Below are 25,540 nucleotides of genomic sequence, written 5' to 3' on the forward strand. Positions count from 1 at the left end.
GCGTGGGCAGACATGGAACCGGCGACCGCCCGCGTGACGCGCCGCCGGCGCCCGGTCACCGCCGTGGCGTTCCCCCCGACGACCGGCTGACCACGGTCCTCCCGCCGGTCGTCGACGACCGGTCCCCCCGGCGACCCGATCCCAGCATCGACGAAGTGAGGGCCGCGCTGGGCGGTCCTCCGTCGGCGCCCCTGCAACGGGATGCGCTGGAGGAGGTCAAGGCCGCACTGGACAGCCGGACGTCGCCGCGTCGGGGCCGGCCGAGCGGGGGAGGGCGTCCGCCCGAAGGCCCGCCGCCACCCGGGCCGGGGGGACGGCCCGGCGGCCCGGACGGCTTCGGGCGCCGGCCGCGGGGTGACGTTCACTGGACCCAGCAGATCAACTGGCTGTGGGTGCGGCGGGCGGCGTACCTTTCGGCGGCGGTGCTGGTGCTCCTGCCGATCGTCACGTTCGCCATGGCGTACTTCATCGTCGACATTCCCAAGCCGGGCGACCTGCGCACCAACCAGGTGTCCACCATCCTGGCCAGCGACGGGTCCGAAATCGCCAAAATCATTCCGCCCGAAGGCAATCGGGTCGACGTCAACATCAACCAGGTGCCGGTGCACGTGCGCCAGGCGGTGATCGCCGCCGAGGACCGCAATTTTTATTCGAACCCGGGCTTCGACTTCAGCGGTTTCGCGCGAGCGGTGGACAACAACCTCTTTGGCAACGGGGACCTGCAGGGCGGGTCGACGATCACCCAGCAATACGTGAAGAACGCGCTGGTGGGGTCGGCTCAACACGGGCTCAGCGGCCTGGTGCGCAAGGCCAAGGAACTCGTGATCGCCACCAAGATGTCGGGGGAGTGGTCGAAAGACGATGTGCTGCAGGCTTACCTGAACATCATCTACTTCGGCCGCGGCGCGTACGGGATCTCCGCCGCCGCCAAGGCCTACTTCAACAAGCCCGTCGAGCAGCTCACCGTCTCGGAGGGGGCGCTGCTGGCGGCGCTGATCCGGCGACCGTCCGCGCTGGACCCCGCGGTCGACCCGCAGGGCGCCCGGGCCCGCTGGAACTGGGTTCTCGACGGCATGGTCGAAACCAAGGCGCTCTCGCCCGGCGACCGTGCCGCACAGGAGTTCCCACAGACCGTGCCGCCAGACCAGGCGCGCGCGGAGAACCAGACGACGGGACCCAACGGGCTGATCGAGCGCCAGGTGACCAAAGAGTTGATGGAGCTGTTCAACATCGACGAGCGGACCCTGAACACCCAGGGCCTGCAGGTCACCACCACCATCGACCCCAAGGCCCAGCAGGCGGCCGAGAAGGCGGTGTCGAAATACCTTGACGGGCAGGACCCCGACATGCGGTCGGCCGTGGTGTCGATCGACCCGCACGACGGGGCGATCCGCGCGTACTACGGCGGCTCGGACGCCAACGGCTTCGACTTCGCTCAGGCCGGGCTGCAGACCGGTTCGTCGTTCAAGGTTTTCGCCCTGGTCGCCGCGCTCGAGCAGGGGATCGGTCTGGGATACCAGGTCGACAGCTCGCCGCTGACCGTCGACGGCATCAAGATCACCAACGTCGATGGCGAGGGCTGCGGGACGTGCAACATCGCTCAGGCGCTCAAGCAATCGCTGAACACCTCGTATTACCGGCTGATGCTCAAGCTCAAGGGCGGACCGCAGGCTGTTGCGGACGCCGCGCACCAGGCCGGCGTGGCGACCAGCTTCCCCGGTGTGGACCACACGTTGTCCGAAGACGGCAAGGGCGGGCCCCCGAACAACGGAATCGTGTTGGGGCAATACCAGACCCGGGTCATCGACATGGCGTCTGCGTACGCCACACTGGCCGCCTCCGGCGTGTATCACCGGCCGCACTTCGTGCAGAAGGTCGTCAACTCCGACGGCCAGGTGCTCTTCGACGCGAGCAAGTCCGAGAACAACGGGGAACAGCGAATCCCGAAGGCCGTCGCCGACAACGTCACCGCGGCCATGGAACCGATCGCCAGCTATTCGCGGGGCCACGCCCTGGCCGGCGGCAGGCCGTCGGCGGCCAAGACGGGCACCACGCAGCTGGGTGACACCACCGCCGACAAGGACGCGTGGATGGTCGGGTACACGCCGTCATTGGCGACGGCCGTGTGGGTGGGCACCGCGAAGGGGGACGTGCCGCTGGTAACCGCTTCGGGCTCACCGGTTTACGGCTCGGGGCTGCCGTCGGACATCTGGAAGTCCACGATGGACGGCGCCCTGAAGGGCACCTCCAACGAATCCTTCCCCAAGCCGACCGAGATCGGCGGCTACGCGGGCGTCCCGGCGCCGCCGCCCCCGCCCCCGCAGCCCTCGGTGACCGTCATTCAGCCCACCATCGAGGTGGCGCCCGGCATCACCATCCCGATCGGCCCGCCCACGACGATCACCAACGCGCCTCCGCCGCCGAGCGGCGGCGGAGGCGCGTTGGTGATCGTCGTGGGCGGGCCGATCGGGATGGTGAGGCCCCCCGGCCAGCCGCCACCGTGACCGAGGCCGAGCGGCAGACCGCCACCATTTCCCCGCAGCCGCTGGCCACCGATCTGCGTAGCGTCGGCAACCGCGACTGCCCGAGCCGCACCGACGCGTTGGGCGCCGCCCTGGCGGATGTCGTCGGGGGGCCGGTGGGCAGCCACGCACTGATCGGCCGCACCCGGGTGATGACGCCGCTGCGGGTCATGTTCCTGATCGGCCTGGTGTTCCTGGCGCTCGGCTGGTCGACGAAGGCGGCCTGCCTGCAGAGCACCGGCACCGGGACCGGTGACCAGCGGGTGGCCAACTGGGAGAACCAGCGCGCCTACTACGAGTTGTGTTACTCCGATACCGTCCCGCTCTACGGCGCGGAGTTGTTGAGCCAGGGCAAGTTTCCGTACAAGTCGAGCTGGATAGAGACCGACGGGAGCGGCACCCCGCAGACCCGCTACGACGGCCGGCCGGCGGTGCGGTACATGGAGTATCCGGTGCTGACCGGGATGTATCAGTACGTGTCCATGGCGCTGGCGAAGACGTACACCGCGCTGAGCAAGCTGGCCCCGCTGCCTGTGGTCGCCGAGGTGGTGATGTTCTTCGACATCTCCGCGTTCGGCCTGGCGCTGGCCTGGCTGGCCACCATCTGGGCCACCGCCGGTCTGGCGGGGCGCCGGGTCTGGGATGCGGCCCTGGTGGCCGCCTCGCCGCTGGTGATCTTCCAGATCTTCACCAACTTCGACGCGCTGGCAACGGGTTTCGCCATGGCGGGGCTCCTGGCGTGGGCCCGGCGCAAACCGGTGCCGGCCGGCGTGCTGATCGGGCTGGGGGCCGCGGCCAAGCTGTATCCGCTGTTGTTCCTGGGCCCGATGGTGGTACTGGCGATCCGCACCGGGCGCTTTCACGCGCTCGGTCGCACCGCGGGGACGGCGGTGGCGACGTGGTTGTTGGTGAATCTGCCTGTCATGGTGCTGTTTCCGCGAGGGTGGTCGGAATTCTTCCGGCTCAACACCCGGCGCGGTGACGACATGGATTCGGTGTACAACGTGGTGAAGTCGTTTACCGGTTGGCGCGGCTTCGATCCCGGTCTCGGGTTCTGGGAGCCGCCCACGGTGCTGAACGCGGTGGTCACGGCACTATTTGTAACCGGTTGCGCGGCAATCGTATACGTGGCGTTGACCGCCCCGAAGCGGCCGCGGCTGGCACAGCTGGTGTTCTTGGTGGTGGCGGTGTTCCTGTTGACCAATAAGGTGTGGAGCCCGCAGTTTTCGTTGTGGCTGGTGCCGCTGGCCGTCCTGGCGTTGCCGCATCGCCGGATCCTGCTGGCGTGGATGACCATCGACGCCGCGGTATGGGTGCCGCGGATGTACTACCTGTATGGCAATGCGAATCGTTCGCTGCCGGAGCAGTTCTTCACCACGACCGTGTTGGTTCGTGACATCGCCGTCGTCGCGGTCTGCGCTCTGGTGATCCGCCAGATCTATCGGCCCGACGAGGATTTGGTGCGCTGGGGCGGTCGGGTGGACGACCCGTCGGGCGGCCCCTTCGACCGCGCCCCCGACGCTCCGCCGGGTTGGTTGCCGGACTGGTTGCGACCGTCCGGCATGCGCCGGGCAGCGATTCCCGAACCCGAGCCCGCGGTGCCATGACGCTCGTCGCCGTACCGCTGTTTCCCCGCGTGACCGCGCTCGACGCGATCGGGCCCTACGAGGTGTTGCAACGCATCCCCTCGATCGAGGTGGTGTTCGTCGGGCACCGCCGGGGCGAGGTGCGTACGGAAAACGGGATGCTCGGGCTGAGCTGCGACGCGCGGTTCGACGAGGTCACCTCACCGGACGTGGTGCTGGTTCCCGGCGGGATCGGCACGCGGCAGCTGCTCCACGACGACACCATCCGCGCCTGGCTGCAGGCCGTACACCCGATCACGGCCTTCACCACGTCGGTGTGCACCGGTGCGCTGCTGCTGGCCGCCGCGGGCCTGCTGGACGGGCTCACGGCCACGACGCACTGGCGGGCCAGGGATCTGCTCAACGACCTGGGCGCCCATTACGTGCCGGACCGAGTCGTCGAGCACCTACCGCAGCGGATCATCACCGCCGCGGGCGTCTCCAGCGGCATCGACATGGCCTTGCGGCTGGTCGAGCTGCTTGTCGACCGACAGGCGGCGCAGGCCGCCCAGCTGCTCATCGAATACGACCCGCAGCCGCCGTTCGACTCCGGTTCCCTCGCCAAGGCCGATCAGGCGACGATGGACCGGGCCACCGAATACTTGGACGCCCGGCAGTAGCCGGATTGCTCCAGCACCGGCGATCCGGCGCGATTTTGGAGGCCACCCCACCCGTCCGGTAGCCTGGTGCGGTTGCCGACGCAGGCGACCCTCCTGCCACGGATCGACCGTGGCCGTTTGAGACCAGAGGAGGTGGTGAGGTTTCCATGCGTCCATACGAAATCATGGTCATTCTTGACCCCACGCTCGACGAGCGCACCGTTGCTCCGTCCTTGGAGACGTTCCTCAACGTCGTCCGCAAAGACGGCGGAACCGTCGAAAAGGTCGACATCTGGGGCCGGCGCCGGCTGGCCTACGAGATCGCCAAGCACGCCGAAGGCATCTATGTCGTGGTCGACCTGAAGGCGGAGCCGGCGACGGTGTCCGAGCTCGACCGCCAGCTGAGCCTCAACGAGTCGGTGTTGCGCACCAAGGTGATGCGCACCGACAAGCACTAACACCCGTCGCTGAGTCGCGGGCCCACCGTCGGCGGACTTGCGTAGGCTCAGCGAGGATACGTGCCGTCCACCGTCGGAGAAGCGATTCACCGGGCGGAACAAGGAGGAAACTGTGGCTGGTGACACCACTATCACCGTTGTCGGAAACCTGACCGCCGACCCCGAACTGCGGTTCACCCCGTCCGGTGCCGCCGTCGCGAATTTCACCGTGGCGTCGACACCGCGGATCTACGACCGCCAGAGCGGGGAATGGAAAGACGGCGAGGCGCTCTTCCTGCGCTGCAACATCTGGCGGGAAGCGGCCGAGAACGTGGCCGAAAGCCTCACCCGCGGCGCTCGAGTGATCGTCACCGGCCGACTCAAGCAGCGTTCCTTCGAGACGCGCGAAGGCGAGAAGCGCACCGTCGTCGAGGTCGAGGTCGATGAGATCGGCCCCTCGCTGCGCTACGCCACGGCCAAGGTCAACAAGGCCAGCCGCAGCGGCGGTGGCGGAGGAGGCGGCTTCGGCAGCGGAGGTGGGTCCCGGCAAGGGTCGGCGCCGGCGAGCAGCGCTCCCGCCGACGACCCGTGGGGCAGCGCCCCGGCGTCCGGGTCCTTCGGTGGTGGCGACGACGAACCGCCGTTCTAAGAGAACTTCAACAGTAAGAAACGGAAAGAAAGACAGTCATGGCCAAGTCCAGCAAGCGACGTCCGGCTCCGGAAAAGCCGGTCAAGACGCGGAAGTGTGTCTTCTGCGCGAAGAAGGGTCAATCGATCGACTACAAGGACACCGCGCTGCTGCGTACCTATATCAGCGAGCGCGGCAAGATCCGGGCGCGCCGCGTCACCGGCAACTGCGTGCAGCACCAGCGCGACATCGCCATCGCGGTGAAGAACGCCCGCGAGGTGGCACTGCTGCCCTTCACCTCCTCGGCGCGATAGCCGCCGAAGCTCGAGCGAAAGTACGAAAAGATGAAGCTGATTCTGACGGCCGACGTCGACCACCTCGGCACCGTCGGCGACACGATCGAGGTCAAGGACGGCTACGGCCGTAACTTCCTGCTCCCGCGCGGTCTGGCGATCGTCGCCTCGCGCGGTGCGCAGAAGCAGGCCGACGAGATCCGCCGGTCCCGGGAAAGCAAGGCGGTGCGCGACCTCGGGCACGCCAACGAACTCAAGACGGCAATCGAGGCGCTGGGCCCCGTCCAGCTGCCGGTGCGGACCGCGGCGGACTCCGGGAAGCTGTTCGGCTCCGTGACCTCCGGCGACGTCGTCGCGGCCATCAAGAAGGCCGGCGGGCCGAACCTCGACAAACGGATCGTCCGGCTGCCCAAGTCGCACATCAAGGCCGTCGGCACCCACCCGGTGTCGGTGCACCTGCATCCCGAGGTCGACGTCGAGGTCGCTCTCGAGGTTGTCGCGGAGAGCTAAGCCTCCGACGTTTGCTCTTTCCAGGCGGCGGCCGTCATCGGCCGCCGCCTGGTTCAGTTGCGCTGCGCGCATGCTTTCTGGTCGCAGCGTGGGCGGTCGCGGACGCACGCCCTAGCGAACTATTGCCGCGGGGTGTTCCGGGGAGCTCATTTACCCTGCCGTAACGCTGCGAAAATGTGGCTGAAAGCCAACACGCCCGACGCAGTAACCTGCGACGACACGCCGTAGAGATTCTTGTCCACACGAAATTCGTGGCGTTACATGGCCCTTATCAGCAGCGATGTCAGAGCCCCCTGAATTCATACACAGGTTCTCCACATCCCACTCAACACAGGTGTCGACGGATATGCACACACGATGCACAGGTTCATGAACAGCGCCCCTTTCACCTCCTAGCCAGCAACGTCTAACGTCGTCCCGTCGCCAGGCGTACGGGCGCGGTGCGGCGAAGGTGTCGGCTCCTTGACTTACGCTGACGAGAGCGGTTTTCGAATGTACGTTCGGGTGCGTAGTAGGGGAGGAGGGATCCATGGCGGTCGTCGATGACCTCACGTCGGGCATGGATTCGCCGGCCCCCAGTGAGGACTTCGGACGTCAGCCACCGCAGGACCTCGCGGCCGAGCAGGCGGTGCTGGGCGGCATGCTACTGAGCAAGGACGCCATCGCCGACGTGCTGGAACGGCTGCGGCCCGGCGACTTCTACCGCCCCGCACACCAGAACGTCTACGACGCGATCCTGGACCTCTATGGCCGCGGCGAGCCGGCCGACGCCGTGACGGTGGCCGCGGAATTGGACCGCCGCGGGATGCTGCGCCGGATCGGCGGTGCGCCGTATTTGCACACCCTGATCTCGACCGTGCCGACGGCCGCCAACGCGGGCTACTACGCGACCATCGTGGCCGAGAAGGCGCTGCTGCGCCGGCTTGTCGAGGCCGGGACGCGGGTGGTGCAGTATGGCTACGCCGGCGCCGAGGGCGCCGACGTGGCCGAGGTGGTCGACCGCGCACAGGCGGAGATCTACGAGGTGGCCGAGCGGCGGACGTCGGAGGACTTCGTCCCGCTGGAGGACCTGCTGCAGCCGACGATGGACGAGATCGACGCCATCGCCTCCAACGGCGGCATCTCGCGCGGCGTGCCGACGGGCTTCACCGAACTCGACGAGGTCACCAACGGGTTGCACGCCGGGCAGATGATCATCGTGGCGGCGAGGCCTGGAGTCGGGAAGGCGCTAGCCTTGGACACGCCGCTGCCCACACCGACCGGCTGGACGACGATGGGTGACGTCGCGGTCGGTGACGAGCTGCTCGGCGCCGACGGGCGCCCGACGCGGGTGGTGGCCGCGACCGGCGTGATGCTCGGCCGGCCCTGCTACGAGGTGGAGTTCTCGGACGGGACGGTGATCGTCGCGGACGCCGAGCATCAGTGGCTGACCGAAACACGCGCGTCGCGCAAGTCGGCGCAAGCCGCGGCGGTGGGCTACAACCGCTACAAGAATCAGCGCACCTTTGCGGCGGTGCGAACGACGGCTGAGATCGCGGCGAGCGTGCGCTGCGAAACCAAAGACCGGCGCCTGAACCACAGCGTGGTGAACGCGCGTGCGCTTGACCTACCCGACCGCGAATTGTTGATTCCGCCATACACTCTCGGTGCCTGGCTGGGCGACGGAACCAGTGCCGCAGCCCAGATCACCACGGCCGATCCCGAACTCATCATGCGAATCGAAGCGGACGGCGTGGTCGCGGTTCCATCGGAATCCGCTCGATACCGTTATCAGCTCCTTCTGCCGGCGAGCGACGAGCCCGCTCCACGGCAATGCGTGGTGTGCGGGAAGGATTTCGTCCCCCAGACCAGTCAGGTGCGGACCTGCGGGCGGTCATGCGGTGGCCGGGCTCGGTTCGTCTCCGCGCCCGTGCCTAGCCCGACCTGCGTCCGCTGCGCCGGACCATCATCGGGGATGCGGCTGTGCCAGCAGTGCCACGCCGCCGTGGGGACACTGCAGGCGCGGCTGCGCACACTCGGCGTGCTGGGGAACAAGCACATTCCCATGGAGTATCTGCGGGGATCCGAGGCGCAACGGCGCGCGCTGCTCGCCGGGTTGCTCGACACCGACGGAACTGTGACGGCGGGTGGGGCGGTCCAATTCTCCGTCACCAGCCATCGGCTGGCGCTGGATGCCGCCGAACTCATCGTCAGCCTCGGCTATCGCTGCCAAACTTCCACCAAGCGTGTCCGAGGCCGCCGGGAGTCGTCCAGCATCGCTTACACCCTGACCTTCTCCACAGAAGACACCGTATTCGCATTGCAGCGAAAAGCCATCCTGCACAAGGAACGTCGAGCCGCCACCGGCACCGTGCGATCTGGCTCACGCTTCATTGTGGAGATCCGCCCGATCGAGACCGTTCCCGTGCGGTGCGTCGAAGTGGACAACGATAGCCACCTATACCTTGCCAGCAAGGCCATGATTCCGACCCACAACTCGACCCTCGGTCTGGACTTCATGCGGTCATGCTCGATCAAGCACCGGCTGGCCAGCGTCATCTTCTCGCTGGAGATGAGCAAGTCCGAGATCGTCATGCGGCTGCTGTCGGCGGAAGCCAAAATCAAACTCGCCGACATGCGGTCGGGGCGCATGAGCGACGACGACTGGACGCGCCTGGCGCGGCGGATGAGCGAAATCAGCGAGGCGCCACTGTATATCGACGACTCGCCGAACCTGACGATGATGGAGATCCGCGCCAAGGCGCGCCGGCTGAAGCAGAAGGCCGACCTGCGCCTGGTCGTCGTCGACTATCTGCAGCTGATGTCGTCGGGGAAGAAGGTGGAGTCGCGGCAGTTGGAGGTTTCCGAGTTCTCGCGCCAACTCAAGCTGTTGGCCAAGGAGCTCGAGGTTCCCGTCGTCGCGATCAGCCAGCTCAACCGTGGCCCCGAGCAGCGCACCGACAAGAAGCCGATGCTGTCGGACCTTCGTGAATCGGGATCACTGGAGCAGGACGCGGACATGGTCATCCTGCTGAACCGGCCCGACGCGTTCGAGCGCGACGATCCGCGCGGGGGAGAGGCGGATTTCATTCTCGCGAAACACCGTAACGGTCCGACCAAGACCGTCACCGTCGCGCACCAGCTGCACCTGTCGCGGTTCGCCAACATGGCGCGGTAAGCGCTGGCGAGAAGAGCCGGTTTGGATTGAGTGTTGTGCGAGAAGCGTCGGAGGCGCCTTATCGCCAGCGTTCTGCTCACTCCCGCGGATGAATGAAAACCCCTTCTGCTGAGACGGTTACGCCTCCGCTGTCGCTTAGTTGTCCGACGGCAAAGGTCTTGACTCCTTCGACGCGGTCGACCCAGGCCTCGGCGCGGAGAGCCTTTCGTAGCGGGGTTCCTCGGCGGTAGCGCAGGGTCAGCGTCCCGGTGTAGGCGGGCCGGCCCGGCTTGTGGGCGGTAGCGCCGAGTACATGGTCCAACACCATCGCGCAGACACCGCCGTGCACGTAACCCGCAGGCCCCTCATAGGCTGCACCGAGAACAAGTTCCGACCAGACCGATCCGTTTGTCTCGTGAATCACGAGTGGGGGAGCCAACGGGTTGCGGATTCCGATCACCGCATTGCCTGAAGCTGGGCTCTGCCCGTCGGTGCTGGTACGTTCGCCGAATGATCCAGGTATCTGTTCGGCGCTCAGTCGGCTTGTAATAGCGTCGATCTGGGTTGCAATGGAGGCAATAGCGTTGGGCTTCAACTCTGTGCGGATCGTCGCGTCGATCAGGTTGCGCACGGAGATGGCCAGTAGCTCGTATGTCGACGATGGGTCAGTCATCGTTAGGCTCAGATCGCCGGTGTCCGCGGTGCCGCTGGCAAGGCCTTCGCCCTCACTGGAAGCGGACCGCTAGCCGGGGCGCGTCGTCCCCTAGGCGTGGCACGTCGATTGTTGGCGTTGCGGCGGGCGTGGTGCGGACGATGTGCTGCCCAACGGCAGGGACGCTGCGCATGGCATCGACGCCGGCGACTTCGGTGGTCATCGACTAACAGCGTGAAATGGCACGTAGCGGTTCGGGAAGGTGGCGTCCCGTCCAGCGGGCATATCACAGAGACACCTCGGCTGTGCTGTTAATCTGGCAAAATGGCCGAGCCCAGTGATAAGCCGGTGAAGTCGGCACTTGCCGCCACCAGTTGGGCGTTGCTGGGCATGCTGTCTTATGAAGAGGAAGTTTCCGGCTACGACCTGAAAAAATGGATCGACTGGAGCGTTGACCTCTACTACTGGAGCCCGTCGAACAGCCAGATTTACACCGAGCTGAAGAAGCTTCAAGGAATGGGGCTGGTGACCTCACGCATCGAGCGTGACGAGGGCACCCGCAGCCGCCGGCTCTACAAGATCACCGCGGCCGGCTTGGAAGCGGTCACCGACTGGACCAACAACGCCCCCGTGGATCCGCCGGTGCTCAAACACAGTGTGCTGATGCGGGTGACGTTCGGCCATCTGACGACTCCTGCTCGGCTCAAGGAATTGCTCCAGGAGCACGTGGCCTATGCCGAAGCCAGGCATCGCAAAGCTGTCGAGGACGCCGAGGGCGCTGAAGGGGAACCCGCTTGGGCCTACTCGGTGCTCGCGCTGCGCTGGGCGGCCAAGTATTACGCTGCCGAGCGCGAGTTCGCGTTGGAACTGATGAAGGAAATCGACGAGGCCGACGCCTTCATGCAGAAGGCTAAAGGCGGTGCGGGCAAGGTGCGCCCCACGCCCGGCTACTGGCGCGAGGTGGAAAAGCAGGTCCAAGCCAAGCGCCGAGCCGACTAACCGCCACCGGCGGCGTCTCGGGCGGCGATGTAGCCGTACACCAATCCCTGGGCGATTGTCGCGCCCGCGCCGGGATATGTGGCGCCGAACGCGTTGGCGGCGGTGTTACCGATCGCGTACAACCCGGTGATGACGGTGCCGTCTTCGCGCAGCACCCGTGCCCACTCGTCGGCCTTGAGCCCACCGCAGGTACCCAGGTCGCTGAGCACCATTTTCACGGCGTAGAACGGGCCCTTGGTCAGGGGGCGCAGGTTGGGGTTCGGCGTTATCGTCGGGTCACCGTAGTAGCGGTCGTAGGCGCTGCGGCCGCGACCGAAGTCGGGATCCTCACCTAGAGCGGCGCTTTCGTTGAAGCGCGTCATGGTCTGGTTGAACGCTGATGTGGGAGCGCCGATCCGAGCGCCGAGTTCGCGCAGGCTGTCGGCGCGCACCGCGATGCCCGCGTCATACCAGGTCTGTGGAATGGGCATCCGCGGAAACAGTTCGGCGCCAAAGACATAGCTGTTGCGGTATTGCTGATCGAAGATGATCCACATCGCTTCTACCGGTTGCCCGGACTGCTCGAGTTCGAGCAATCGCTGACCGAACGACATGTAGTCGGCCGACTCGTTGGCGAATCGATGCCCATTTTGGTTGACGATGAGGCAGCCCGGAAGTGATCGCTCTGCGAGCATGACCGCGGGCGCCTTGCCCGGCAGCGGCGCGATCGCGGGAAACCACCAGGCCTGGTCCATCAGATCGATGTCTGCGCCGAGTTCTTGGGCGACGCGGATCCCCTCGCCGGTATTTGAGTCGGCGCCCAGGCTGACGTTGGGGTCTAGTGACTCGGACTGAAATTTCCAGCGCATCTCCATGCAGTGGTCAAAGCCGCCGGTGGCCAGCACCACCCCGTGCCTGGCCGTGATGGTCACTTCACCGCCACCATTGCCGACAACCGCCCCGCTGACGCGGTCGTCGTCGCCGACCAGACGCAACAAGGTGGTGTCGGTCCACACCGGGATCTGAGCCCGCAACACACCGGCGAAGAGGGCGGCGGCCAGGGCTTGGCCGCCCGCGGCGTAGTGCCGGCCAAGCAGGCGGCCGCCGATACCCTGGGCCACTCGCTTCGCCAGGGTCGGAATTCCCTTGCGCGGCACCCGCGCAACCAAGTTGAGCCAACGATAATCCGCCCCCGTTGTCGGGATGGAGAAACCGGACTCCATGACCCCGGGCCGCAGCCGGCCGCGATATTCGCCCAGGACGGCAGTGTCTAGGGGCCGGCACTCGCAGGTACGCCCAGCTGCGCTGCCGCCGGGCTCTTCGGGGTGGTAGTCGGAGTATTCCCGGGCCCAGAACAACCGCATCGGAGTCGTTCGCTCCAGCAGCTCGACGGTCGCGGAGAGATTTGTCAAAAACCCCGCGGAACGCGGAGGCGGGGCTGAGCCCGCAACAACGGAGTCAAGATAGGTGGCGGCGCGCTCGGCGGTGTCGTTGGCACCGGCCCGCTGCAGCACTGGGCCCGCGGGCAGCCACAGCGCGCCACCGGAACGTGCGGTCGAACCACCCACGTACGAGGACTTCTCGACAATCAGCACGGAGAGCCCCCGGTCGTGGGCGGCGAGTGCTGCGGCCATGCCGGTTCCCGAACCGATCACGAGTAGGTCCACCGTCGTGTCGGACACGGGAAGTCCAGCAGGAATCGTCGTGCTGTGCGTTGTCACGCCTGGGAACGGTAAGCGGCCGGGCTGCTCAGCGGGAAGAGGCGTCCTGATCAGTGGAACACGTGCCCTCCACGTGCCGGTCAGTCGGGGTTGAATGGCGCCCATGAATTCGCAGTCCGAAGCCGGCGAAGTTCGGCTGATCGAGGCCGACGCTGCCCCCACGCGATTTGCCCGCGGCTGGCATTGCCTGGGTCTGATCAAAGACTTCAGTGACGGCAAACCGCACGCGATCAATGCTTTCGGCCAGAAGCTGGTGGTGTTTCGCGGCGGTGACGGGCAGGTCAATGTCCTCGACGGCTACTGCCGCCACATGGGAGGTGACCTGTCGCAAGGTGAAGTCAAGGGCAACGAGGTGGCGTGCCCGTTCCATGACTGGCGCTGGGGTGGTGACGGGCGCTGCAAGCTGGTGCCCTACAGCAAGCGCACACCCAAGCTGGCCCGCACCCAAGCCTGGACCACCCTGCAACAGGACGGCATGTTGTTTGTGTGGAACGATCCCGAGCGCAAACCACCCCCACCTGAGGTCGCGATCCCACGCATCGAAGGCGCCACCAGCGACGAGTGGACCGATTGGCACTGGTACACGACCGTCGTGAACACCAACTGCCGTGAAATCATCGACAACGTCGTGGACATGGCCCACTTCTTCTATATCCACGGCTCGCTGCCCACTCATTTCAAGAACATCTTCGAAGGGCACGTGGCTACCCAGTACATGAACAGCGCGGGCCGACCCGACCTGGGCGGCGCAGAAGGTCCTCAGCTGCTCGGCACGACATCGGTGGCGTCCTACTATGGCCCGTCTTTCATGGTCGACGACCTGACTTATCACTATGCGGATGGTGACCACCACACCGTCTTGATCAATTGTCATTACCCAGTTGACGCGAATTCCTTTGTGCTGCAGTACGGCATCATCGTCAAGAAATCCGAGGCGCTTCCCGATGATGTCGCGGTGCAGACCGCGGTCGCCCTTGGAGACTTCGTCAAACTCGGTTTCGAACAAGATGTGCAGATCTGGCGGCACAAGGCGCGCATCGATAATCCGCTCTTGGTCGAAGAAGACGGCCCGGTTTACCAACTGCGCCGATGGTATGAGCAGTTCTATGTCGATGTCGCCGATGTTCGACCAGATATGGTGGACCGCTTCGAATTTGAGCTGGACACCACCCGCCCGTACGAGGCGTGGATGAAAGAGGTCGAGTCCAATATCGCTACGCAGGCGACCGCCAAAGACCCGGTGTGATGACTCCGGCGTCGTCTGCCAGGGAAGACAATCGCCTTGCCGACATGCCTATGTTCCCCGTGGCATGTCGACGCTGTCGAGCGCGGGTGCACGTCCGTAAAAGCAGCTGGAACCAGACGAGCGTGCAGTGGACAGCCTCGGCCCTGGCCCGCTGTGAGGAGAGATCGGCCGCCACGCAACTGGCCCCATACGGCGGATGCAATCTGTTCCTGTCATGCTCGGCTCTGACCGAGTCGATCGTCGACGCCGTGCGAGCGGGGACGCTACCGGTGGTCGATGGCGGGTGAGGCGGAACCCTTTGGTGGTCCAGTGGCGAATGAGAGTTGAGTGGTGAACGCGCGTCTGAGGGAGCGCGCCCCATGCCAGCATTTCGACTTATCGCGTCGGCGCGGTGCGCCGTTCATGCCCCACTCATCAGAGAGGTTCCATGACGGATCTGCTAATTCCAGAGTATGACCCGAGCACGCTTGTGCGCTCCATCACCGTAGAGATCGAGGCGCCGCCGGCTGTGGTGTGGGAAGTCCTTCTAGACCTCGACAATTACGGACGGTGGAATCCGTTTTGCGTAGCCGCCAAATCAGCACTCGCAATGGGCTCTGCGGTCGAGATGGTTCTCGCCGGGAAATACTCTGGCACTAACGGCACGTGGCTCCACACCGAATACGTGTGCGCGATTGTCCCGCAGCGTTTGCTCTCCTGGGAGCAGCGAGCGACAGCAGAGTCTCCGTACGCCGCGCGGCGCGACCAGATTATCGAGCCGTGGGGAGACCTCGGGTGCCGCTACTACTCCACGGATGCATTCCTAGGACAACACGCAGCCCAAGTCATGACAGACACCGGCAGCTGGGTGAAGCGAGCTTTCGACGACACGGCGCTTGCCCTCAAGCAGTACAGTGAGCGCGGATACAGGTCGCGCACCAGTGCAGCGAGCTGACGCCCCTCACCACCCGACGACTTCGGGCAGCGCAGTCCAGATGTAGCGCACCGACTGCGACATGAGCGATGTGGGACTACCCTCTGCGTAAAGTGGCTCGCGCGCATGAATCTCCGGCGGCGGTTAGGCAACCGTCTGTCGAGGGGCCGGAGAATAACGCAAGCAGCAGACCAGGTCATGATGACAGGTACATCCGTTCCGGTTTCTCGGCCGGTGACAAGCGGGCAATCAGGTCGCCGTCTGCGGGCGCAAACCCAAAAGTTGGTCAGCCCGGGCCGCAAAACCCTCCCGGAGAGTGGGCGGCCCGCGCGCTAGGAGTACGCCAGCAGCCTACGGTCAAAACCGTGTTCTCCCAACCGTTATTAGGCGCGATAGCCGAAGCTGAACAGTTGATTGCGGCAGCTCCGCATGCAGAGAGCGATGCCGATCTGGCCGAGGGCCTGGGATATCTGGCGGGCGGCATCGTCGCCTGCACTCACCTAGCGTTCAACCTAGACACGGACCATCCGTATTTGTTCACGGGCACTGGTCCGTTCAGCAAGATGGGCCTGGACAACCCAGATACCCTGTACTTCGGCGCCAAAATGGTTGCTGGCTTTGAATATGTGATCGCCGGCGTCCGCGGCACCACCACGGACCTGAGCTTCCAATATCTCGCCGGCGAGTACACCGACGACAGTGTGCCGGAAAGCGAAGTGGCCTTTGATGATCGCCAGCTCGACATCGCCCCCGACGGCAGTTTTGAATGGCGGTTCACTCCGAAACGATCCGGACAGCTGGTGATCCGCGAAGTGTATGGCGACTGGGCCCAGCGGCGTGGATCGGTCACCATACACCGCGCCGACACCTCCGGCGGCTCTCCAGCTCGGCCGACCTGTGCGGACGTCCACGAGCATTTCGCCAGCGCCGCATCGGCATTGGTTCAGCGGGTGAAGACCTGGCTGCAATTTCCGCAATGGTTCTATCTCAACCTTCCGGTGAACACACTGGTCGCCCCGCGCGTCACCCCTGGTGGGTTGACCACCCAGTACTCCTCGGCCGGACATTATGAACTGGCCCCGGACCAGGCCATGATCATTACAGTCCCGCTCAGTGACGCCCCGTATCAGGGCTTCCAGCTGGGCAGCATGTGGTACATCTCGCTCGATTACATCAACCACCAGACCTCACTGAACGGCGCCCAGACGCAAGTTGATCCCGACGGCAAGATGCGCATTGTGGTTGCGGAACAGAACCCGGGACTGACGAATTGGGTTGAGACACTGGGCCACCGACGTGGTTACCTACAGTTTCGGTGGCAACGGTTGTCCCGCCAGATGGGCCAAGCGGACGCACCTACCGTCGAGGTGGTGAACTTCGACGCGATACCCGACACACTTCCCTATTTCACTCATAACGAGATCTCCGAGGCGGATTGGCGTGAGCGGATTGCCCTTCGACAGAAGCAGGTAGCCCAACGAATGCTGGGTTGATCGATGCCAGGGCTACTACAGGACAAGGTCATCGTGTTCAGCGGCGTCGGACCCGGCCTCGGTACCACTCTCGCCCGACGGTGCGCCGACGAAGGCGCCGATCTCGTCTTGGTGGCACGAACGCCCAGCCGACTTGAGGCGGTCGCCGAGGCTGTCACCGAAGTCGGCAGGCGCGCGGTACCTTTCGCTGCCGACCTCACGGTGGAGGACGACGTGAACCGACTTGTCGGTGCCGCGGTATCGGCCTACGGCAGGGTCGATGGCCTTGTCAACAACGCATTCATCTTCCCGTCGATGAAGCCTTTCGCTGAAACCACATTCACGCACATCCGAGATTCCGTGGAACTGACCGGCCTCGGAGCGCTCAGGGCGATTCTGGCTTTCTCACCCGCTCTTGCGGCTTCTGGCGGAGCAATTGTCAACCTAAGCTCGGCGGTCATCAGGCATTCCGATCCGCTATACGGTCCGTACAAGCTTGCGAAGTCAGCGTCGCTGGCGATGTCACAATCGCTTTCCAGCGAGCTTGGCGGCCTGGGGATACGGGTGAATTCCGTAGCACCGGGCTACATCTGGGGGCAGGTGCTTCGCGAGTACTTCGAGGCTCAGGCGCGCGAGTCCGGCTTCTCCGTGGATGCGGTCTATGCGGCCGTCGCCGAGAAATCCGACTTGAAGCGACTGGTCACCGAGGACGATGTCGCCTCGGCAATTATCTTTCTGCTCAGCAACATGGCCGGCGGCATCACCGGACAGACCCTTGACGTCAATTGTGGGGAGTTCAAGGCATGACAAAGGCAACCGTCGTCGGAACTGTGGACGAGCTGTGCGCTGAAGCGATCCAAAGAGCTGGGCACAGCGACTTCGGAGCCGATGACGACAATTTCCGCGAAGCGCTCAGCGTGCTACTTGACTCGTATGAGCGCGAAGCGGGCTTCACGCCATTGGGTGCCACCATGACGCGGCACTACCTGCTGGGCGGCTTGGTGGCAAGGCTGCTGAGCGAGGCGGCATGGAAACGCTACCCCTCGCACGCGAATGTCTCGATTGAGCGCCCCATCTTCGTCACCGGGTTACCGCGGACCGGAACGACTGCCCTGCACCGTCTTCTGGGCGCCGACCCCGCCCACCAGGGATTGGAACTGTGGCTGGCGGAGTACCCCCAGCCGCGGCCACCCCGAGAAGACTGGGATAGCTACCCGGAGTATCGCCAGCTGCAGGCCTACTACGCGAAGGCGCACCGGGAGAATCCGGAGTTTCTCGGCTTGCACTACATCGCTGAGGACGTCCTCGAAGAGTGCTGGCAATTGCTACGGCAGTCGGTCCATTCGGTGTCGTATGAATCATTGGCGCACGTGCCCACCTATGCGCAGTGGCTATCGAACGAAGACTGGGCACCGGCGTATCGCCGGCACCGCCGGAACCTCCAGTTGATTGGACTCAACGATGTCTCAAGACGTTGGGTGCTGAAGAACCCCAGCCACCTGTTCTCGATCGACGCGATCTTCGAGACCTATCCGGACGCGTTGATCGTGCAGTGCCATCGTCCACCCGAGACGCTGCTACCGTCCATGTGCTCGCTTGCGGAGCATTCCACCAAGGGTTGGTCGAACACCTTCTCGCGGGAACAAATCGGGCATGACACTTTGGACACCTGGGCGCGCGCCATCGAGCGGTTCACGAGCGGTCGCGCCAAGCACAACCCGAACCAGTTTTGCGACGTCGACTACTTCGATTTCGTTGCCGCTCCGGTAGACACCGTGCGAAGCATCTATGAGCACTTCGGGCTGCCGTTGACCGAGGAGGCCGTATTGGCCATTGGTTCGGCTCACGAAGAGAGTCAGCTCGACCATCGTGCACCCAAGCACCGATACTCGCTGGACGACTACGGACTAACCCCCGACGCGGTCAAGGCGCGGTTCGAGCACTGGTGACGATTGATCGCTAGCCCGGACCCATAGCTGACAGATCGTTCCGGGGACATCCCTGACACGCTCTGAAAGTGAGAGTGCTGAGCGTGAACGAACCGTCCTTACGCTCAACCCCGTAAGCACTTGCTCAGCTTTCGACCCGAAAAGCTGCTCAAAGTTCGACCGGGGCCGGCACTGAACTGCGTCGTCGCCTATCCCGCGACACCGTGGACTCGTTAGGTGCTGAGCCCCTGCGAACCGATTGCTGTCGAGCGAGTGTTGTGTGTGTCGAGTGGATTTGGGACGGATTGAGTCTCCGGTCGTGCCATACGGGCCGTTCATGGTCGGGCCCCGCAACTCCTGGCCGAGGAGATCCCGGGCCACGCCGCTTCCTAGGTCGATGACACCGGCATGATCGGGATCTTCTTCATCGCGCTGGCCCGCGGATCAGGGGCAGCGGCGGCCGCCTTGTGGTTTGCTTCACCGCGCGTGTACGTCCACACGCAGAAGGGTTCTCCTTGGGCAAACTTGAAATCCTTTGGCGGCAAGTTGATGTCGAGTTTGCACCCGGGAAAGAACGGGGCTGAGATTCGCTGCTCAAAAGTGCAGTTCATCCAGGCCCGTGCCGGTGGGTAGAGGCCTTCGTCGGTGTACTTCTGTAGTACTTCGCACCGACGCATGTTCAGCACCACGTGATCAGGGTTGTACACGATGTACTCGCCGCCGTACCCGAGCGTGCCATCGATGCTCAGGCAGGCCAACTTGAGAAAGTCCACGACGTGCACTGGCTCGATCTTGAACACTCGGGCCAGCTTGGGGTATTGGTAATCGATGATGAGTTGATACATGTCGGGAAGCCCGAGCCAGACCTCCTCCTCAGGGAGGATCTTGGTCCACTGGTCGATGAAATAGTTGTGTCCTTTGAGGTACTGGTCCCAATAGGTTTTGATCAGACGTATCAGGGCCGGCTTGGTCAGGTCCTCAGTCTGCACATCAAAAGGAATCGCTTGGTATTGAGCGTTTTTCCAGTCCCAACCCGGAGGGGCGATGTAGCGCCCCATCGGCATCACTTGGCGCATCCCCGCCCGCGACAGCTCCGCGGCGACATCCATGGCGGCGCTAATGCCAACCTTCTCCGAATAGATCTTGACATGGGCGTAGGGCATGAAGTTCAAGACGTCTTCGAACACTCGCGCTAGGCCCATGAGGAAGTCGCGGGAAAAGTCTTGGACGTTGCCGACCTTACCCATGAAGTCATGGGTGTAGTCGTCGTAGTTGAGTTCTTCGGTCTCAATGGTCATCGGGGCTTCTCCTCAATGGGCTCGGCTGGTGGTCGTGACCTCGTTGGCCGCGTGGTTCAGCCCTCCTGGGGACGGGTCATCGCTATCTGTCAACGGGCCACTGCTTGGCAGCACGTCACCCCGCTGTCGTGTCAGATCACGCCATGAATGGCAGAATCTGACAATCCCGAGGCTAGTCCGCAAGAGGTGTGCGTCACCATCGCGATCCCGCTCAGCGGGATGCCGTCGCAGGTCCGAGCACATAAGTCAAGGGGTATTCGCGGTTAGGATCGACATGCCGTCAGTGTGGCGAGGAAGTGAGGTAAGGCTGGTGAGCAGTCCGGCGACGCACGCGGAGCGTCGCGCCGAGGACCTTCGGATGCACATCGCGCTAGCTGCCCGCGACACGTTTCTCGCCGACGGGTCTACCTCGGCGACCGTCGAGCGGATCTGCGAAGCGGTGGGCATTGCGCCGCGGACGTTTCACCGGTACTTCCCGGTCAAAGAAGACGTCGTTATGCCGCTATTCCGTGAATTCGGTAGGCTGAGCATCGAGATCCTGCATGACGCAGCACCGGACAGCGACACCGTCGAGGTCCTCGTTGCGGCATTCAGCACCGAAGTTCCCCGGCGGGGCCGGATGGAGATCGATCGCAGGTTCATGGCGATGATGATCAGCGATCCCCAATACCGATTACGGTGGCTGGACTGGGGACAAGACCTTGTCGTTTCCATCACCGAGTTCCTTGCCGCCCGGTTCGATCTAGGCGATGACCCATTCACCCGAGAGCTGCCTGCCCAGCTGGTGGTTCAAGCGTGTCGGCACGCCTACGTCCACTGGGTCCAGCACGGCGATTTCGCCGCCCTGCAATCCGCGTTGCGATCCGCCATGCAGATGATCGTAGGAACGCTAGCGTGCCCGGGCGTCTGAGCCGCAGTTCACGGTCGGTCGATCACGATAGATCCAACGTGGTGTGGCTCTCGGGACATTTCGTTGTCCCACCACCCCGGGATTCGCCGAAATGATCCTTGATGCTGCGCCTTTCGGTGCTTAAGCCAATTGGAACGCACTCAGTGGCGCTTCTTCTGGATAGGTTGTCGGTCCGCCGAGGTCGTAGGCAGCGTTAAGGGCGGCGATGAACGCCGGGTCGTGCAGGGGATCGCTGGGAGTGTCGAGCTTGATGCCTTTGCCCTTGAGGTCGTCGATCATCATGCCGATGGCCCGTTCGATCGTGATGTCGTCGGAGCCGTCCATGTTCTTTTTGAGTTCCTCGAAGTCGGAGAACACTTCGGCGGACCAGTGCACCAGGAAACGCAATTCGTCGGTGTGGTGGCGGGAGATGACGTCGTCGCCATTCTTCAGAAGCCAGTGGTTCGGGTCGGCCGGGTCGCCGGCGAAGACGGTGTCAAAGGCCAGCCCCGGCGGAATCTGTTGTTCCAGCGGCCCGTTGGCTTCTCCGCGGTGCACCATCATCTCGTTCTGAACGACCACTCCGCGGTTGTTGATCGGCGGCAAGACCCGGGAGGGGGCCTTGAGTGGGCCGTCGGGCCAATAGGTGAAGCCAGACCCCTCGTCGAGGGAGAACCAGGTGATGACTTGAGCCATTTTGATGAGGTAGTCGGTGAACAGGCCCGACTTGCCCATCACGCTGCACAGCCAGGTGGGGGCGTTCTCGTGGCGTACGCCGCGAAAGCTCGGCGAGTCCAGATGGCCGGGATCGCGGTTGGCGCAGGGGCCGTTGATGTTGAACAGCATCATCTCAGGCTTGGCGTACTCGGCGTTCCAGTAGCTCTTGGCGTGCTCGAGGAACGTGGCGTTGTAGAAGCAGTCGTGCAGCTCCGGGTAGAGGACGGCCCCGTAGTTGGCCAGGTAGCCGCGGAATGTCGGCGTCAGAAAAAGGTCCAGCGACGGAGTGAATCCCTCGGGGAAGGCGCCGCTCATGGTGGCCATCAACTCGTCGGCCGACGCGAAGTGCTGGGCGATGATCAGCTTCCACGGACCGTGCGCGTGTACGACATTGAGCAGCCGCTCGCGTTGGTCGGCGGTGTAGACGTTGTCGATTTCGCGCGGCGGGGCGGCGGGCCGCAAAACGTTGGAAAGCTCCATCCGGCGCTCATCGGTGAGCATCAGCGGTCTCCTTCTGCATGTTTGGATTGATGTGATTGTCTCCGGCACCGTCGACGTACGGTCGATGCGTGTCCGGTGATCGGGACGTCAAAATGGGAGCGGATTGGCGAACTTGGCGCCCAATACGGCGCCGATCTCGGCGATGGCCAGCCGCCCGCGGGCGGTCGCGTCGGGGTACATGAGGAAGCCGTGGTACATGCCCGGATAGCGGACGAGGGTGGTCTGAACTTCGGCGTCCCGGAGCCGGACCGCGTATCGCTCACCCCAGTCCCGGATCGGGTCGCAGCCGGCGGTGACCACGATCGCGGGCGGCAGCCCCGAAAGGTCGGAGGCGTAGGCGGGAACCAGGTACGCCCCCTCGGGCGGCCCGGCGTCTCCGTCGGCAAGTGCGTGCATGTAGTCGATGTCGTCGCGGGTGAGCAGTGGCGCGTCGGCCAGCGAGGCGACCGACGGGGCCGTCATGTCGCGATCCAGGCCCGGGTACAGCAGCACCTGCGCGCAGATCGCCGGACCGCCGCGGTCACGCGCGGCCAGTGCAACCGCGGCCGCCAAAGAACCTCCGGCGCTGTCGCCGACCACTGCGAGCCGGCTGGCGTCGACACACAGATCCACGGCTCGGCGCGATACCCATTCAGTGGCGGCATAGGCGTCGTCGAACTGCGCCGGTGGTGCCGCTTCGGGGGCCAGGCGGTAGTCGATGGCGACGACGGTGGCCATGGACGCCGAGGCGAGCGCGCGGGCCAGCGGTTCGAACGAGTGGTTGGATCCCATGACCAGGCCGCCGCCGTGGAAATACACCAGCACGGGTGGGCGGGAATCTGTGGCGGGACGATAGATTCGCGCGGGTATCTGCCCGGCGGGCCCTGGGAGGGTCGTCTCGGTGATGCTGTCCATCTGTGGCATTGCCTCGGGCAGCGGCGCGGATTCGATCGCGGCCCGCACCGCGGAGAGGCCGCGTTGGCGCATCGGCGGGATGGTACCGAACGATGCTACTCGGGCGGCGGCGTCGGGATCCAGCGGAGGAGTGGGCACGCTAATGCCGCGCGGGGTCGAACCGGCGCTCGGTCCGCAATACCGGAGCATGTTGGGACGCAAGGATGTTGGCGCGCTCTTGCATCGCCGACCGAACATAGTCGGGGTGGGTGAGCAGATAGAAGCCGCCTTGAGCGGCTTGCTCGAAAACCACCGCGGCAGCTGTCAGCGGGTCCATCGCGTCGGCCTTCAGGTCGAGCATGGCCGTACGGTGCGCCTCCGCGGCCGCAACGTCGGTGGCCTCAGTGGAGTCGACGCCGCCGGCTGATTCGAAAATGTTGGACAGGACCGGGCCGGGCAGCACGGCCTGGACGTGAATGTGGTGGTCGTGCCCGCTGGACTGTAGTTCTAGGTTGAGACACTCGGTCATCGCCAGTACGGCGTGCTTGCTCACGATGTAGGGCGTTTGCAAGGGCATCGCGACGACCCCACCGACCGACGACACATTCCACACCCACGCCTGCTCTGGGGTGGCCATCATTGGCGGCAGGAATGCGCGGATGCCGTAGAAGACCCCGCTGATGTTGATATCGACGATCCGCTGCCAATTGGCTACCGGGGTGTCCCACAGGTAGCCGAACTGTTCAATTCCGGCGTTGTTCACCAGCAATCGCACCGGACCGACGTCACGGATGGTCGTGTTGGCAAGCTCTTGCACGGCGACGGGATCGCGTACGTCACACACCATGTCGACCGCGGTGCTCCCCGTGGCGGTGAGCTCCTCGCGCAGGGCGGCGATGCTGTGCGCATCGACATCGGCGAGCACCACGGTCATGCCCAATGTGCTGGCGTAGCGGGCCATGCCGGCGCCGATCCCGGAGCCGGCGCCGGTGATGACGGCAACCCCGCCAGAGAAGAGCTCTTCAACGGTCATGGTTGCGACGCGGTGGCAGTGCCGCTGTGCAGTTCGGATAGCAGCACGGAGTTGGTGGCATCCAGCACGACGTCCATATCGGTGAACTCCAGCCCATTGGGGCCGCGGCGCACGCCGACGTTGACCACTCCGCTGGACACCGCGAACGGCACGAAGTTGGCGATCTGGTTGACGAAGATGTAAAAGCGGGCGCGGGTTACGCCGCTATCGGTGCCGGTGCGGTGCACGTTGGTCGCGTGGTGACGCAGCGGGTAGGGGCTTTGCTGGCGATGCTCGGATAGCCACTCGATAACCGCGTCACGACCGTCGAGTTCGGGCGACATCAGCTCCTCGAAAGGACTGGCGCCACTGTCGCTTCGGGTCAGGTAGTGCACATCGTGGGCGTAGCTGGCGGCCAGCTCGTCATAGTTGGCTTCGTCGTAGTGGTACCAGAAGGCGGCGATGAACTCCTGCAGTTCCGACAGCGTGATGTCGTTGCTCATGCCCACAGTCAATCCCGGCTGTGTCCCCGCTAACACCCCGACGCCCGTTGAGTGGAACACCGTCGTTGCTCAGCCGCTGATCAGGCTCCATAACCCGGCGGCTCCCGCCCCAAGCGCGGCCGACGTGACCTCTTCGTCCCAATACTGCACGGAGCCGAACTCTCCGCGCCACACCAGGGCAGGCCGGGTGAACTCGTGTAGCCGGTGCTCGCGCGTGGTGCCGATCGCGCCGTGAACCTGGTGAGCGTTACGCACCACCACGGAGGCGGCGTGGCCCACACACGAACGTGCCACTGCGACAAGGAAGGCGAGGTTGGACGCCGACCACGCGCTGATGACCGCCGCCGTCAGCGCCGCCTCGGTGGCCGACCGCGCCAGGGCGGCTTGCGCGGCGATGTCGGCGATCATGCTCTGCACGGCCTGAAAGCGCGAAAGGGGCCGACCGAACTGGACGCGTGAGCTCGCGTGCTCGATCGAAAGCTCGAGAATCTGGTCCAGCGCGGCACACACTTGCACCGCGCGCACCAAGGCCGATTTCAGCCGCAGCTGGTCGACCACACTCGCCTCGAGGGGAACACCGCACAAGCCGGCGGGGTCGGCGACGACGATGTCCCGCGGCTCGCCAATCATATTGGCGCCGGGCGTGATATCCAGCGACTCAACATTGACATCGGCGGCCTGATACTCGCCGCCCCGCTGCCAGATGACCACGATCTGTTGGGCGCGAGACGCCCAGGGCACCCCCCTCGCGGCGCCCTGGGCATCGAGCAGGCACACGGTCCGCACCGCATCGTCGCACGGTGATCCGATAGCCTCCAGCAGCCAGCACGCCAATAAATCGTGCTCGGCCAATGGGATTCGCGCGCCGTGCTGAACAGCGACGGTGAGCAGCTCGGCCGCTTCATGCCAGCCGGCGCCGCTGCCACCCGAGTGTTCGGGGCCAGTCAGGCGCACCAGCCCGAGCTCGTCAAGCTGGTGCCATAGCTGGGCGTCACGATCCCCAGTGGCGGCGGATGACTGCGCTGTGCGGTACGCGCCGAACACCGCGCGCATCATGTCGATCAGGGCCGGGTCCACCGGGGTCGCG

The 25,540-nt window shown here is 64.7% G+C and carries 24 protein-coding genes; 16 read left to right on the top strand and 8 right to left on the bottom strand.

Annotation, left to right across the window (positions count from 1 at the left end; genetic code table 11):
• Nucleotides 1-2: 2 nt before the first annotated feature.
• The 8 genes from C1737_RS19240 to dnaB all read left to right on the top strand — a co-directional run bounded on the left by C1737_RS19240 (nt 3) and on the right by dnaB (nt 9,771).
• Nucleotides 3-2,504, top strand: a complete 2,502-nt coding sequence (locus C1737_RS19240; protein ID WP_369807539.1) for a transglycosylase domain-containing protein — start codon at nt 3-5, stop codon at nt 2,502-2,504.
• Nucleotides 2,501-4,129 (top strand): glycosyltransferase family 87 protein, encoded by a 1,629-nt coding sequence (locus tag C1737_RS19245; protein ID WP_102419215.1) that lies wholly within the window; start codon nt 2,501-2,503, stop codon nt 4,127-4,129. The genes C1737_RS19240 and C1737_RS19245 overlap by 4 nt, the downstream gene beginning before the upstream one ends.
• A complete protein-coding gene (locus C1737_RS19250; protein ID WP_102419216.1) occupies nt 4,126-4,767 on the top strand; it encodes a DJ-1/PfpI family protein in 642 nt (213 codons plus the stop codon). The genes C1737_RS19245 and C1737_RS19250 overlap by 4 nt, the downstream gene beginning before the upstream one ends.
• 146 nt (nt 4,768-4,913) lie before the next feature.
• The gene (gene rpsF, locus C1737_RS19255) at nt 4,914-5,204 is read left to right on the top strand and encodes a 30S ribosomal protein S6 (RefSeq protein ID WP_036362157.1); all 291 of its coding nucleotides are present in this window, start codon (nt 4,914-4,916) and stop codon (nt 5,202-5,204) included.
• A gap of 112 nt (nt 5,205-5,316) precedes the next feature.
• Entirely contained in the window at nt 5,317-5,832 is a 516-nt protein-coding gene (locus C1737_RS19260; RefSeq protein WP_068094654.1) for a single-stranded DNA-binding protein, read from the top strand.
• A 38-nt stretch (nt 5,833-5,870) separates the two neighbouring features.
• The gene (rpsR, locus tag C1737_RS19265; RefSeq protein ID WP_046182476.1) at nt 5,871-6,125 is read left to right on the top strand and encodes a 30S ribosomal protein S18; all 255 of its coding nucleotides are present in this window, start codon (nt 5,871-5,873) and stop codon (nt 6,123-6,125) included.
• A gap of 30 nt (nt 6,126-6,155) precedes the next feature.
• Nucleotides 6,156-6,614 carry a 50S ribosomal protein L9 gene (gene rplI / locus C1737_RS19270; protein WP_102419217.1) on the top strand — a complete coding sequence of 153 codons (459 nt, stop codon included), beginning with the start codon at nt 6,156-6,158 and terminating at the stop codon, nt 6,612-6,614.
• A 529-nt stretch (nt 6,615-7,143) separates the two neighbouring features.
• Nucleotides 7,144-9,771, top strand: coding sequence for a replicative DNA helicase (dnaB, locus tag C1737_RS19275; RefSeq protein WP_102419218.1), 2,628 nt, complete (start codon nt 7,144-7,146; stop codon nt 9,769-9,771).
• 76 nt (nt 9,772-9,847) lie between these two features.
• Here dnaB and C1737_RS19280 read toward each other — a convergent pair whose 3' ends face one another.
• Nucleotides 9,848-10,423, bottom strand: coding sequence for a PaaI family thioesterase (locus tag C1737_RS19280; protein ID WP_082972851.1), 576 nt, complete (start codon nt 10,421-10,423; stop codon nt 9,848-9,850).
• A 303-nt stretch (nt 10,424-10,726) separates the two neighbouring features.
• Here C1737_RS19280 and C1737_RS19285 point away from each other — a divergent pair, with 303 nt between their 5' ends.
• Nucleotides 10,727-11,401, top strand: a complete 675-nt coding sequence (locus C1737_RS19285) for a PadR family transcriptional regulator (protein ID WP_067928353.1) — start codon at nt 10,727-10,729, stop codon at nt 11,399-11,401.
• Here C1737_RS19285 and C1737_RS19290 read toward each other — a convergent pair.
• Complete coding sequence (locus C1737_RS19290) at nt 11,398-13,101, bottom strand: 3-ketosteroid-delta-1-dehydrogenase (protein WP_197509479.1); 1,704 nt, start codon at nt 13,099-13,101, stop codon at nt 11,398-11,400. The genes C1737_RS19285 and C1737_RS19290 overlap by 4 nt on opposite strands.
• 103 nt (nt 13,102-13,204) lie before the next feature.
• On the opposite strand from C1737_RS19290, the gene C1737_RS19295 reads away from it, so the two are divergent.
• The 6 genes from C1737_RS19295 (at nt 13,205) to C1737_RS19320 (ending at nt 18,681) form a co-directional block, all read left to right on the top strand.
• On the top strand, nt 13,205-14,347 hold the full coding sequence (locus C1737_RS19295; protein ID WP_067928358.1) for a Rieske 2Fe-2S domain-containing protein: 1,143 nt from the start codon (nt 13,205-13,207) through the stop codon (nt 14,345-14,347).
• Nucleotides 14,347-14,634 carry a ferredoxin gene (locus C1737_RS27250; RefSeq protein WP_082972855.1) on the top strand — a complete coding sequence of 96 codons (288 nt, stop codon included), beginning with the start codon at nt 14,347-14,349 and terminating at the stop codon, nt 14,632-14,634. Before C1737_RS19295 ends, C1737_RS27250 begins: the two co-directional genes overlap by 1 nt.
• A gap of 140 nt (nt 14,635-14,774) precedes the next feature.
• Nucleotides 14,775-15,281 carry an SRPBCC domain-containing protein gene (locus C1737_RS19305; protein ID WP_067928361.1) on the top strand — a complete coding sequence of 169 codons (507 nt, stop codon included), beginning with the start codon at nt 14,775-14,777 and terminating at the stop codon, nt 15,279-15,281.
• Between the two features lie 344 nt (nt 15,282-15,625).
• Nucleotides 15,626-16,753, top strand: a complete 1,128-nt coding sequence (locus tag C1737_RS19310; protein ID WP_067928364.1) for a hypothetical protein — start codon at nt 15,626-15,628, stop codon at nt 16,751-16,753.
• A 3-nt stretch (nt 16,754-16,756) separates the two neighbouring features.
• Nucleotides 16,757-17,539, top strand: a complete 783-nt coding sequence (locus C1737_RS19315) for an SDR family oxidoreductase (protein ID WP_067928366.1) — start codon at nt 16,757-16,759, stop codon at nt 17,537-17,539.
• Nucleotides 17,536-18,681 carry a sulfotransferase gene (locus C1737_RS19320; protein WP_067928369.1) on the top strand — a complete coding sequence of 382 codons (1,146 nt, stop codon included), beginning with the start codon at nt 17,536-17,538 and terminating at the stop codon, nt 18,679-18,681. Before C1737_RS19315 ends, C1737_RS19320 begins: the two co-directional genes overlap by 4 nt.
• A gap of 368 nt (nt 18,682-19,049) precedes the next feature.
• Here the strand turns inward: C1737_RS19320 and C1737_RS19325 are convergent, their stop codons facing one another.
• A complete protein-coding gene (locus tag C1737_RS19325) occupies nt 19,050-19,958 on the bottom strand; it encodes a hypothetical protein (RefSeq protein ID WP_067928372.1) in 909 nt (302 codons plus the stop codon).
• Nucleotides 19,959-20,268: 310 nt separating this feature from the next.
• On the opposite strand from C1737_RS19325, the gene C1737_RS19330 reads away from it, so the two are divergent.
• A complete protein-coding gene (locus C1737_RS19330) occupies nt 20,269-20,868 on the top strand; it encodes a TetR family transcriptional regulator (RefSeq protein ID WP_231980292.1) in 600 nt (199 codons plus the stop codon).
• A gap of 120 nt (nt 20,869-20,988) precedes the next feature.
• Here the strand turns inward: C1737_RS19330 and C1737_RS19335 are convergent, their stop codons facing one another.
• The 5 genes from C1737_RS19335 to C1737_RS19355 all read right to left on the bottom strand — a co-directional run bounded on the left by C1737_RS19335 (nt 20,989) and on the right by C1737_RS19355 (nt 25,509).
• On the bottom strand, nt 20,989-22,065 hold the full coding sequence (locus tag C1737_RS19335) for a hypothetical protein (RefSeq protein WP_067928375.1): 1,077 nt from the start codon (nt 22,063-22,065) through the stop codon (nt 20,989-20,991).
• Nucleotides 22,066-22,152: 87 nt separating this feature from the next.
• The gene (locus tag C1737_RS19340; protein WP_067928378.1) at nt 22,153-23,097 is read right to left on the bottom strand and encodes an alpha/beta hydrolase; all 945 of its coding nucleotides are present in this window, start codon (nt 23,095-23,097) and stop codon (nt 22,153-22,155) included.
• A gap of 1 nt (nt 23,098) precedes the next feature.
• Nucleotides 23,099-23,971: an SDR family oxidoreductase gene (locus C1737_RS19345; RefSeq protein ID WP_067928381.1), complete on the bottom strand. Its 873-nt coding sequence runs from the start codon at nt 23,969-23,971 to the stop codon at nt 23,099-23,101.
• The gene (locus tag C1737_RS19350) at nt 23,968-24,453 is read right to left on the bottom strand and encodes a nuclear transport factor 2 family protein (RefSeq protein WP_067928383.1); all 486 of its coding nucleotides are present in this window, start codon (nt 24,451-24,453) and stop codon (nt 23,968-23,970) included. The genes C1737_RS19345 and C1737_RS19350 overlap by 4 nt, the downstream gene beginning before the upstream one ends.
• Nucleotides 24,454-24,522: 69 nt before the next feature.
• Nucleotides 24,523-25,509 (bottom strand): acyl-CoA dehydrogenase, encoded by a 987-nt coding sequence (locus C1737_RS19355; protein WP_067928434.1) that lies wholly within the window; start codon nt 25,507-25,509, stop codon nt 24,523-24,525.
• Nucleotides 25,510-25,540: the final 31 nt, after the last annotated feature.

This window comes from Mycobacterium sp. 4858, from assembly GCF_900240975.1.
Taxonomy (GTDB): Bacteria; Actinomycetota; Actinomycetes; order Mycobacteriales; family Mycobacteriaceae; genus Mycobacterium.

Bases quoted from the DNA above. Each gene is read 5' to 3' on its own strand.
- C1737_RS19250 (WP_102419216.1), top strand. From the start codon at position 4,126: ATGACGCTCGTCGCCGTACCGCTGTTTCCCCGCGTGACCGCGCTCGAC.
- rpsF (WP_036362157.1), top strand. From the start codon at position 4,914: ATGCGTCCATACGAAATCATGGTCATTCTTGACCCCACGCTCGACGAG.
- rpsR (WP_046182476.1), top strand. From the start codon at position 5,871: ATGGCCAAGTCCAGCAAGCGACGTCCGGCTCCGGAAAAGCCGGTCAAG.
- rplI (WP_102419217.1), top strand. From the start codon at position 6,156: ATGAAGCTGATTCTGACGGCCGACGTCGACCACCTCGGCACCGTCGGC.
- dnaB (WP_102419218.1), top strand. From the start codon at position 7,144: ATGGCGGTCGTCGATGACCTCACGTCGGGCATGGATTCGCCGGCCCCC.
- C1737_RS19280 (WP_082972851.1), bottom strand. From the start codon at position 10,423: ATGACTGACCCATCGTCGACATACGAGCTACTGGCCATCTCCGTGCGC.
- C1737_RS19285 (WP_067928353.1), top strand. From the start codon at position 10,727: ATGGCCGAGCCCAGTGATAAGCCGGTGAAGTCGGCACTTGCCGCCACC.
- C1737_RS19295 (WP_067928358.1), top strand. From the start codon at position 13,205: ATGAATTCGCAGTCCGAAGCCGGCGAAGTTCGGCTGATCGAGGCCGAC.
- C1737_RS27250 (WP_082972855.1), top strand. From the start codon at position 14,347: ATGACTCCGGCGTCGTCTGCCAGGGAAGACAATCGCCTTGCCGACATG.
- C1737_RS19305 (WP_067928361.1), top strand. From the start codon at position 14,775: ATGACGGATCTGCTAATTCCAGAGTATGACCCGAGCACGCTTGTGCGC.
- C1737_RS19315 (WP_067928366.1), top strand. From the start codon at position 16,757: ATGCCAGGGCTACTACAGGACAAGGTCATCGTGTTCAGCGGCGTCGGA.
- C1737_RS19320 (WP_067928369.1), top strand. From the start codon at position 17,536: ATGACAAAGGCAACCGTCGTCGGAACTGTGGACGAGCTGTGCGCTGAA.
- C1737_RS19325 (WP_067928372.1), bottom strand. From the start codon at position 19,958: ATGACCATTGAGACCGAAGAACTCAACTACGACGACTACACCCATGAC.
- C1737_RS19335 (WP_067928375.1), bottom strand. From the start codon at position 22,065: ATGCTCACCGATGAGCGCCGGATGGAGCTTTCCAACGTTTTGCGGCCC.
- C1737_RS19345 (WP_067928381.1), bottom strand. From the start codon at position 23,971: ATGACCGTTGAAGAGCTCTTCTCTGGCGGGGTTGCCGTCATCACCGGC.
- C1737_RS19350 (WP_067928383.1), bottom strand. From the start codon at position 24,453: ATGAGCAACGACATCACGCTGTCGGAACTGCAGGAGTTCATCGCCGCC.
- C1737_RS19355 (WP_067928434.1), bottom strand. From the start codon at position 25,509: ATGATGCGCGCGGTGTTCGGCGCGTACCGCACAGCGCAGTCATCCGCC.